The organism is Candidatus Pantoea persica, assembly GCF_013753875.1.
GTDB lineage: Bacteria > Pseudomonadota > Gammaproteobacteria > Enterobacterales > Enterobacteriaceae > Pantoea > Pantoea persica.
In genome coordinates this window covers 469,321-478,497 of the sequence record NZ_SMDS01000010.1, presented here as the reverse complement: position 1 = coordinate 478,497, position 9,177 = coordinate 469,321, and the positions used below count along the sequence as shown (strand labels likewise).

The following is a 9,177-nucleotide window of genomic DNA, read 5'->3' as shown; positions in this document are numbered from 1 at the left end:
AGAGAGAGAGAGAGAGAGAGAGAGAGAGAGAGAGAGAGAGAGAGAGAGAGAGAGAGAGAGAGAGAGAGAGAGAGAGAGAGAGAGAGACACATCCTGTGAACGCGTCCTTGATAAGGTTTTTGTCTGTTACACCGCGCCAGTGTAAAGGAGTCAGGCAGAAAAAGAAGCGTGCGTGTATGTAAGAGAGAAGTCGGCGTCGATTGCGCAATATTTAGCCCAGTTTAGGATCGGTTGCGTAAAGAAATGTCAGTTTTTTAAAGAATTTACTTAAAGGGCAATTTTTATTATAAAAAATTCATTGCGGATTTATGACGAAAATCATAAGAAAAAGAATTATATAGGAAAGTTTATTAACTTCTTTTAGACAATAATTTGCGGGCAGAGTTTCTAGCTGAGTTTTATTATATTTTTAGCGTTGTCAGGAGAGAAGTATTATCATATTTGAGGTGGTTATGAAAAAATTGCATGTCTTTCAGCACTGGCTTATGTTCTGGCAGTTTCTGCGGGTTCTGCAATGGCGCAGAGCACAGTCACCGGCGGTTACGCTCAGTCCGACTATCAGGGCGTGGCTAACAAAGCGAACGGTTTCAACCTGAAGTACCGTTATGAAAACGGCTCTAACCCCGCGGGGTTGGATCGGTTCTTTCACCTACACTGAAAAAGATCGCACTGATTCTGGCGTGTACAACAAAGGTCATTACTACGGGCTTTACCACAGGTCCTCCTTACCGTCTGAACGACTGGGCGAGCATCTACGGCGTAGTGGGTATCGGCTACGGCAAATTCCAGCAGAACGAAACCGTTGTGCGCGATAAAATTCCAGCGACGTGGGCTTCTCCTACGGTGCCGGTCTGCAGTTCAACCCGTACGAGCAGTTTGCTATCGACGTAGGTTACGAGCAGAGCCGTATCCGCAACGTCGACGTTGGCACCTCGATTGCTGGCATAAGTTACAGCTTCTAAGTCTTTGCTTAGACCAGTTGCAAAAAAAATGGCCCTCAGTGGCCGTTTTTTATGCCGGTACTTAACGCAGGTAAAACGCGTGCGCCGGGCAGAGGCGGGAAAAGCAGAAACAGGAAAACAGCCTTTGCCGAAGCGAAAAGCTGTAATAAAATGAAAGGGGCGCGCTAGATCAGGTTAGGGCAGTTGCGATCGCGGTTTTTTTGCCCAGCATTTTTTCAACCAGCATCAGGCGCAGGGAAAACGGGGAGCGGCTCAGCAGGCAGAGCCAGGGCTTCAGCACCGCGGATGAATCCGGTTTCTCAGTCTGAAAGCATTTGCCGCAGTCAAGGCAGCATTTCATTGTCCTCATGTCGACCTCCCAATCAATAACGTCGGAGCAGCAGGCAGAGACCGGCGATAAATGCGAGAAACAGCGGGAGTAACAAATAATGATCCTGCACGATGGTCTCTCCATATGTCAGCGCGTTTGCCTACAATATCGACAAACATAGCACTAGCTATACCGTGTAGCCAGTGCTATTTACGAAAAATTTGAGCTTCTTCGTCCCTGGTTTACAATGAGCGCAGCAAATCCGCCTCGCAGCACGAGCGCGGAGAATAATTAAAGAGGAAGCTGAATGAGTCGTCATGCCAAAACCGTGGTGTCCGCGCCGCAAGGACCCCTGAAAGATATCGAGGAGCATGTCGAAGGATTTAGACAGGTGCGCGAAGCGCATCGTCGCGAACTGATCGATGACTACGTTGAGCTGATCTCAGACTTAATCGGCGAATTCGGCGAGGCGCGCCAGGTCGATATGGCGTCGCGCCTCGGCGTTTCCCAGCCCACCGTCGCCAAGATGCTGAAGCGGCTCGGCAGCGCCGGGCTGGTGGAGCAGGTGCCCTATCGTGGCGTCTTTCTGACCAGCAAAGGAGAAAAGCTGGCGGCGGAGAGCCGCGCGCGTCACCACATCGTTGAAACCTTTCTGCTGGCGCTGGGCATCAGCCCGGAAACCGCGCGCCGCGACTCCGAAGGCATTGAGCATCACGTCAGCGATGAAACCCTGGCCGTCTTCCAGCAGTTCTACGAAAGCCGCTCTTAATCACCGGATCCGTCGCCATGCTAAGCGTACTGCGCCCGTTTTTGCACGATCGTATTCTGCATCTGCTACTGATCGTCGGCGCGCTGCTGATGCTGCTGGCGAATTTTCACTGGGCGGCGCTGCCCGGCGCGGTTGACTGGCACACCATCGTCACGCTGACCGGCCTGCTGCTGTTAACCAAAGGGCTTGAGACCAGCGGCTATTTCGACGTGCTGGGCGCGCGCCTGATCGGCCGCTTTCGCCATGAGCGCACGCTGGCGCTGTTTATGGTGCTGGCCGCCGCGCTGCTGTCGACCTTTTTCACCAACGACGTGGCGCTGTTTATCTTGGTGCCCCTGACCCTAACACTGCGCAAATTTTCGCGCCTGCCTCTCTCCCTCCCGGCTGATTATTTTCGAGGCGCTGGCGGTCAACGCCGGCTCGCTGCTGATGCCGGTCGGCAATCCGCAAAACCTGCTGCTGTGGAGTCACTGCAGGCTCGGCGTGGTGCCGTTTATCGCGCAGATGGCGCCGCTTGCCGTCTGGCTGCTGCTGACGCTGACGTAGTTCAGCTTTAAGCCGCGCGATATTGTTAAGCATGACCATGACGAGACGCGACAGTGGCAAAAACCGCTCTTCGCCCTCAGCGTGCTGCTCTATGCGCTGTTTGTCGCCGCGCTTGAGTGGCAGCTCACCGGCTAGGCATTGCTGCTGATCGTCGGCTGCTATCTGCTGATGGTGCGCAAGGTGCTGCTCACCATCGACTGGAGTCTGCTTGCGGTCTTTATCGTCATGTTCATCGACATCTACCGGCTGACGCACCTGCCGCTGGTGCAGCAGCACTTCGATGCGCTCGCGCACCTTGGTGACGGCACCATCTATCTGCTGGCTATTGGGCTGTCGCAGATTATCAGCAACGTGTCCGCCACCATTCTGCTGCTGCAAAAGCTGCCACCTTCCGAGGTGCTCGCCTGGGCATTGAATATCGGCGGCTTCGGCCTGCTGCCCGGCTCCCTCGCCAACTTGATTGCGCTGCGCATGGCGCAAGACCGCCGCGTCTGGTGGCAGTTCCATTTCTTTTCCCTGCCGATGCTCGCCTGGTCGATGCTCAGCGGCTGGCTGGCTGGCTGGCTGCTGCGCCTGTTTGCCTGAGGCGCGACGCGCCCGCAGGAAAAGTGGCAGGACGTGCCTATTTTGTCATGAAAGGTCAAGAAATGTTAAAAATGTCAATTAACCATCTACTGTTTATCTGACCTTTTATGCCCGGGAATTAGGGCGTTAGCCATGCGGAACTGACTATGAGCGAGAAATAGAAAGGCGAATCCCATTAGGATGATGCGAAAAAGACGCAAGATACCCCGAATGAGCAGTCCGACCAGAACAACGACGAACCGAAACGCAAACGACCCGGCAAAAAGCCGCTGATTATCCTCGGCATTGTAGCGGTGGTGATGCTGATCGTCGCCTTCTGGTTCTGGTTCAGCACGCGCAATGAAGATACGACCGACGACGCCTTTACCGAAGGCGACGAGGTAACCATCACGCCAAAAACCACTGTCTATGTGGTCAAGCTGCTGGTTAACGACAACCAGCGGGTTAAGAAGGGCGATTTGCTGGTAGAGATCGATTCGCGCGACACCCTGGCGCAGCGCGATCAGGCGAAAGCGTAGGCGAACCTGCTCAATGCCGAGGCGGACTATCGCCGTCAGCACGGCGTCGACCCACGCGCCACCAGCCAGTGCAATATCGACACCGCTGCCGCGCAGCTGCGTTCGGCGCAAGCGCAGTTGCAGAGCGCGAAGGCGCAGGTGGAGGTCGCCCTGCAGATCCGCCAGCAGGAAACCAACGTCGAGGCGCGTCAGCGTCAGGTCGAGCAGGCTCAGCGCAACACCGCAGAGCTCAATCTCTCATGGATGCAGGTGCGCGCGCCTTACGACGGCTTTGTCACCAAGCGCAACGTGCAGCTCGGCACGCTGGTGCAGGCGGGTAGCGTGCTCTTTTCTCTGGTCTCTCCCGATATCTGGATCACCGCCAACTTCAAAGAGTCGCAGCTGGCGCGCATGAACCCTGGCGATAAGGTAGCGATCAGCGTCGACGCTTGGCCCGATATGAAGCTGGAAGGGCACGTCGACAGCATCCAGATGGGCTCAGGCTCGCGCTTCTCCACCTTCCCGGTAGAAAACGCCACCGGAAACTACGTGAAGATCGTGCAGTGCGTGCCGGTCAAAATCGTGATCGACAAGGGACTAGATCCCAATCATCCGCTGCCGCTTGGCCTGTCGGTTGAACCTAAGGTTACCGTGGAATGAGCCAGTTGCAGGACTGGCAGCCTGCCAGCAACCCCTGGCTGGTGGCGGTAACCGTCACGCTGGCGGTGTTTATGGAGATCCTAGACACCACCATTATCAACGTGGCGCTGCCCCATATTGCCGGTGCGCTCTCTTCCAGCTACGACGAATCCACCTGGGTGCTGACCTCCTATCTGGAACGGCATCGTGCTGCTTATCTCCGCTTTCTTCAGCCGGCTGTTTGGCCGCAAGCAGTTCTTCTTGATCTGCATAGTAATGTTCACCGTCTGCTCCTTTCTCTGCGGTATCGCCACCGAGCTGTGGCAGATTATTCTGTTCCGCGTGCTGCAGGGCTTTTTCAGCGGCGGCCTGCAGCCGGTGCAGCTTGACTACTTCAAGCCGGAGGATCGCGGCAAGGCGTTCGGCCTCTCCTTCATCGCCATCATCGTTGCGCCGGTTATCGGCCCGATGCTGGGCGGCTGGATTACCGATAACTACAGCTGGCGCTGGGTCTTCTTTATTAATATTTCCGGTCGGCATTGTGACAGTGCTGGCGATTTATCAGCTGCTGAAAGATCCGCCGTGGGAGCGCAAGTGGGCGAAGAGCAAGCTCAATATCGACTATGATCGGCATTGGGCTTATCACTCTCGGCCTGGGCTGTCTGCAGATGTTTCTCGATCGCGGCGAGGATGAAGACTGGTTCGAGTCGCACTTTATCGTGCTGTTTGCCGTGCTGGCACTGGTCAGCATCGTCGGCGCAGTTTACTGGCTGATGTACGCGCGCAGGCTGGTGGTGGATATTCTGGTGATGAAAGACCGCAACTTCTGGGTGTCTGGTCTGCTGATGGCCGGCATGGCGATGATCCTTTACGGCAGCTCCGTGGTGCTGACGCAGCTGGCGCAGCAGGATCTCGGCTATACCGCTACCTGGTCGAGGCTGTTGCTCTCGCCGGGAGCAATCCTGATCGTGCTCACCATCCCGCTGGTGATCAATCTGATGCCGCGCGTGCAGACCCGCTATATCATCGCCTTCGGCTTTACCTGCCTGTCGCTGGCGTTTATGTACTCGTCGACGCTGACGCCGGACGTCGATTTCGAAACCCTGGTGCTGATGCGCAGCGCCCAGTCGATTGGCCTCGGATTCCTGTTCGTGCCGCTGAACACCATCGCCTTTGTCACCATTCCGCAGCGCCTGAACGCCGACGCCTCGGCGCTGTTTACCATGTTCCGCAACGTGGCCGGATCGATTGGCATTTCCCTCTCCACTGCGGCGATTACCGAGCGCGAGCAGGTGCGGTTGGCGCATATGGTGCATAACATGTCGCCGCTCAACGAGCCGTTCAATATCACGCTGCAGCAGTGGGCAGCAGCGATCCGCGACTTTACCTCGGCGTTGGGCGATCCCATGACGCTGGCGACCGGCCAGCTCTATCAGGAGATGGTGGCGCAGGCGCGCATCCTCGCTATATCGCCGAGTTTACCGGTCTGAGCATCGTCGCTCTGATTTTGATTCCATTTTGTTGGCTGCTGTCGCCGATTAGGAGCGAAGACAGCGCAGGAGCACACTGACATGAAGGTTACCTTGACATGTCGGATGGCTAGACCGCTCTGGCTGGCGGGCTGCGCCGTCGGTCCCGATTACAGGGCGCCAAAACCGCAGCTGCCGGGCAGCAATCATCGGCTGGACGACCCGCAGCCCTCGAAAACTGCTGCGGGCGCCGTCAATATGCGCTGGTAGCAAACCTTCAACGATCCGCAGCTCAACAGCCTGATCGATCGCGCCATTCAAGGCAACCTGACGCTGCAGCAGGCGGTGCTGCGCATCGCGGGCGCCCGCCAGGAGCTGGCGCAGGCGCGCGGCGGCCTGTTTCCCAGCCTTAACGGCAGCGCAAGTCATGTGCCAGCAGCTCGGTCTGAAGGGGCTGCTGGAGGCGAACGGCGTCACCGACCAGCTCGACAGCGGTACCGCCAGCCAGCTCTGTGGGGCAAAGTGCGTCGACAGGTCGAACTGGTGGATGCCCAGACCTAGGCGGCGATAGAACAGCGCAACGACGCGCTGGTGTCGCTGGAGGTGGAAGTGGCGCGCGCCTATCTGCAGCTGTGCGGCGCGTAGGCGACCTTGGCCACGCTGGAGCAGAAGATTGCGGTGGTGCAGCAGAGCTGGGAGCTGACGCAGCGCTAGCAGCGCAACGGCCTGGCGCCGCTCACCGACGTGGAGAACGCGCGCGTAGCTCAGTTCGCTGCAGGCGCAGCTGCCGCAGTACCAGTCGCAGGCGCGTCAGGCGATGAATGGCCTGGCGGTGCTGTTGGGCAAAACGCCCGGCGTGCTGGACAACGAGCTGTACGCCACGAAGCCGATGCCGGCGCTGCCGCAGATGGTGCCGGTGGGCATTCCCGCTACGCTGGCGCGCCGCCGCCCCGATATTCGCCAGGCGCGGAGGTGACGCTGCATGCGCAGACGGCCAATATCGGCGTCTCGGTGGCGCAGCTCTTTTCCAGCCTGTCGCTGACCGGCCAGCTTGGCGTGCGCAACACCGACGTCAGCTATCTCGACAACTAGAGCAGCCATTTCTATTCCATCGACTCCTCGCTGTCGATCCCGATTTTCCAGGGCGGTCGACTGGTTTCCAGAGTGAAGCTGGCGCGCGCAGCAGGCCAGCGACAGCTACCGGCAGGGCATCTCTACCTTTATCGACGTGCTCGACGCGCAGCGTCAGCTGGCGCAGGCGACTTAGGCGCGCATGCAGAGTGCGCTCGACCTGGTGGCGCTCTGTAAGGCGCTCGGTGGCGGTTGGGAAACCAACCAGAACGTCAGCCTGCCGCAGTTCGGCGTCTTTGGGCCGGCCGCCACGGTCAACTAACGCTCGCCTTACGGACTGCGGCGCACGCCGCAGTCCGCTAATGCCTTTCCGCCCGCTGTTTCCTTCTGCGCCTCGCTGAACGCAATGAGATAAATATTTCCTCCTCGCAGCCGCCTGTTCGGCCTGAACGCCTGTTTTTGTCGTCAGGTAAAGCCTTGTCGCCCCTGAATGTGATCTGCCAGACAAATTCAGGCGGAACATATGACTCAGCGCGCAAAACTAAAATTTCATATTTTATTTGCACGATAAAAATAATCTATTTTCTTTGTGACACTTGTTATCATCGGGAGATTACATGTCCAGAGAACCTTACCTGACGCTGAATAAAGCCTCGGGGCCCAACAGCAATACGCGCACCGAACCCTTCGTCAAAGTTATCGCCGTAGTCGCTACGCTGGGCGGCCTGCTGTTTGGCTACGACACCGGCGTAATTTCAGGCGCGCTGCTGTTTATGGGCCCGGAACTCAATCTGACCCCGTTAACCACCGGCCTGGTGACCAGCAGCCTGCTGTTCGGCGCCGCCTTCGGCGCGCTCGCCTCCGGCCATTTCGCTGCGGCGGCCGGACGGAAAAAAATTATTCTGGTGCTGGCCATTATCTTCGCCATCGGCGCGCTGGGCACTGCCATGGCGCCCGACGTGGAAGGGATGATTTTCTTCCGTCTAGTGCTGGGCGTCGCTGTCGGCGGCGCGGCGGCGACCGTGCCGGTCTATATCGCTGAGATCGCGCCTGCCAACCGACGCGGCCAGCTGGTGACGCTGCAGGAGCTGATGATCGTCTCCGGGCAGATGCTCGCCTATATCTCTAACGCCGGTTTTAACGCCGTGTGGGGTGGTGAAACCACCTGGCGCTGGATGCTGGCGGTTGCCACGCTGCCAGCGGTGCTGCTCTTTTTCGGCATGCTGTTTATGCCAGATACGCCGCGCTGGTACGCCATGAAAGGGCGGCTGGCGGAGGCGAGGCGCGTGCTGGAGCGCACCCGCGCGCGCCAGGACGTCGAGTGGGAGCTGACGGAGATAGAGGAGACGCTGTCGGAGGAGCAGCAACAGCGGCCGAGCCTGCGCGAGCTTCGTAAGCCTTGGTTGTTCAAGCTGTTTCTAATCGGCATGGGCATTGCGGTGATCCAGCAGCTGACCGGCGTCAATACCATTATGTATTACGCGCCGACCATGCTGAAGACAGTCGGCATGGACGACAGCGCGTCCCTGTTCGCCACTATTGCCAATGGCGCGATCTCCGTGCTGATGACCTTCGTCGGCATCTGGCTGCTGGGTAAAATCGGCCGCCGCACCATGACCATGCTCGGCCAGTTCGGTTGCACCGCCTGCCTGGTATTTATCGACGCGGTGACCTTCTTTATGCCTGAAACCCTGAACGGCGAGCCGGACATGCTGCGCAGCTATATGGTGCTGCTCGGCATGCTAATGTTTTTAAGTTTCCAGCAGGGCGCCCTGTCGCCGGTCACTTGGCTGCTGCTGTCGGAAATATTTCCGACGCGCCTACGCGGCATATTTATGGGCGGCGCCGTCTTTGCCATGTGGATCGCCAATTTTCTTATTTCCCTGATGTTTCCAGTTCTGCTGGCCAGCGTCGGCCTGGTGGGCGCCTTCTTTATCTTTGCGCTGGTGGGTATTGTCGGCGCGATATTTGTTATCAAGTGCGTACCCGAAACCCGCAACCGCAGCCTTGAACAGATTGAACACTATCTGCATGAAAAACTGGCGAGCAAAGAGGAGCGAATCAACGAACCGCTGGGGCGTCCAGTAAATAAAGCTTCATAATGCATCGTTACAATTTTAGTAAAGCCGGCAATGATACCGGCTTTTTTTATCCGTTTGCCGCCTGTTCTCTCTTTTTTGCCGCTGCCCACCTAGCCTTAACGCGGCCGCGTGCCTGTCCGACGGAAAAGATGTTTACAAAAGCCGATGTTTTTCCCCTGATTATTTCTCAGGTTTCTTCACGGCGGCGTTGAGGATTAAACTCACCGGCTGTCAATGAAAACGATTTC

At 57.5% G+C, this 9,177-nt stretch carries 2 protein-coding genes and 5 pseudogenes; all 7 read left to right on the top strand.

Features of this window, described 5'->3' with window-relative positions:
* The first annotated feature begins 460 nt into the window (after window positions 1-460).
* The 7 genes and pseudogenes from ompX to EIO60_RS04750 all read left to right on the top strand — a co-directional run bounded on the left by ompX (window position 461) and on the right by EIO60_RS04750 (window position 8,950).
* A pseudogene (ompX, locus tag EIO60_RS04785) lies at window positions 461-962 on the top strand (outer membrane protein OmpX).
* Between the two features lie 617 nt (window positions 963-1,579).
* Window positions 1,580-2,041 (top strand): manganese-binding transcriptional regulator MntR, encoded by a 462-nt coding sequence (gene mntR, locus EIO60_RS04775; protein WP_258576040.1) that lies wholly within the window; start codon window positions 1,580-1,582, stop codon window positions 2,039-2,041.
* A gap of 17 nt (window positions 2,042-2,058) precedes the next feature.
* Window positions 2,059-3,172, top strand: a pseudogene (locus tag EIO60_RS04770) (SLC13 family permease).
* 185 nt (window positions 3,173-3,357) lie between these two features.
* Window positions 3,358-4,329, top strand: a pseudogene (locus tag EIO60_RS04765) (HlyD family secretion protein); the annotation flags it as partial.
* Window positions 4,326-5,878 (top strand): annotated as a pseudogene (locus tag EIO60_RS04760) (DHA2 family efflux MFS transporter permease subunit). The pseudogenes EIO60_RS04765 and EIO60_RS04760, both read left to right, overlap by 4 nt.
* 1 nt (window position 5,879) lies before the next feature.
* Window positions 5,880-7,170 (top strand): annotated as a pseudogene (locus EIO60_RS04755) (efflux transporter outer membrane subunit).
* 295 nt (window positions 7,171-7,465) lie between these two features.
* Window positions 7,466-8,950 carry a sugar porter family MFS transporter gene (locus tag EIO60_RS04750; protein WP_258576039.1) on the top strand — a complete coding sequence of 495 codons (1,485 nt, stop codon included), beginning with the start codon at window positions 7,466-7,468 and terminating at the stop codon, window positions 8,948-8,950.
* The last annotated feature ends 227 nt before the right edge of the window (window positions 8,951-9,177 follow it).

Excerpts from the sequence above, each read along its gene's own strand:
- mntR (WP_258576040.1), top strand. The coding sequence starts at position 1,580 with ATGAGTCGTCATGCCAAAACCGTGGTGTCCGCGCCGCAAGGACCCCTG.
- EIO60_RS04750 (WP_258576039.1), top strand. The coding sequence starts at position 7,466 with ATGTCCAGAGAACCTTACCTGACGCTGAATAAAGCCTCGGGGCCCAAC.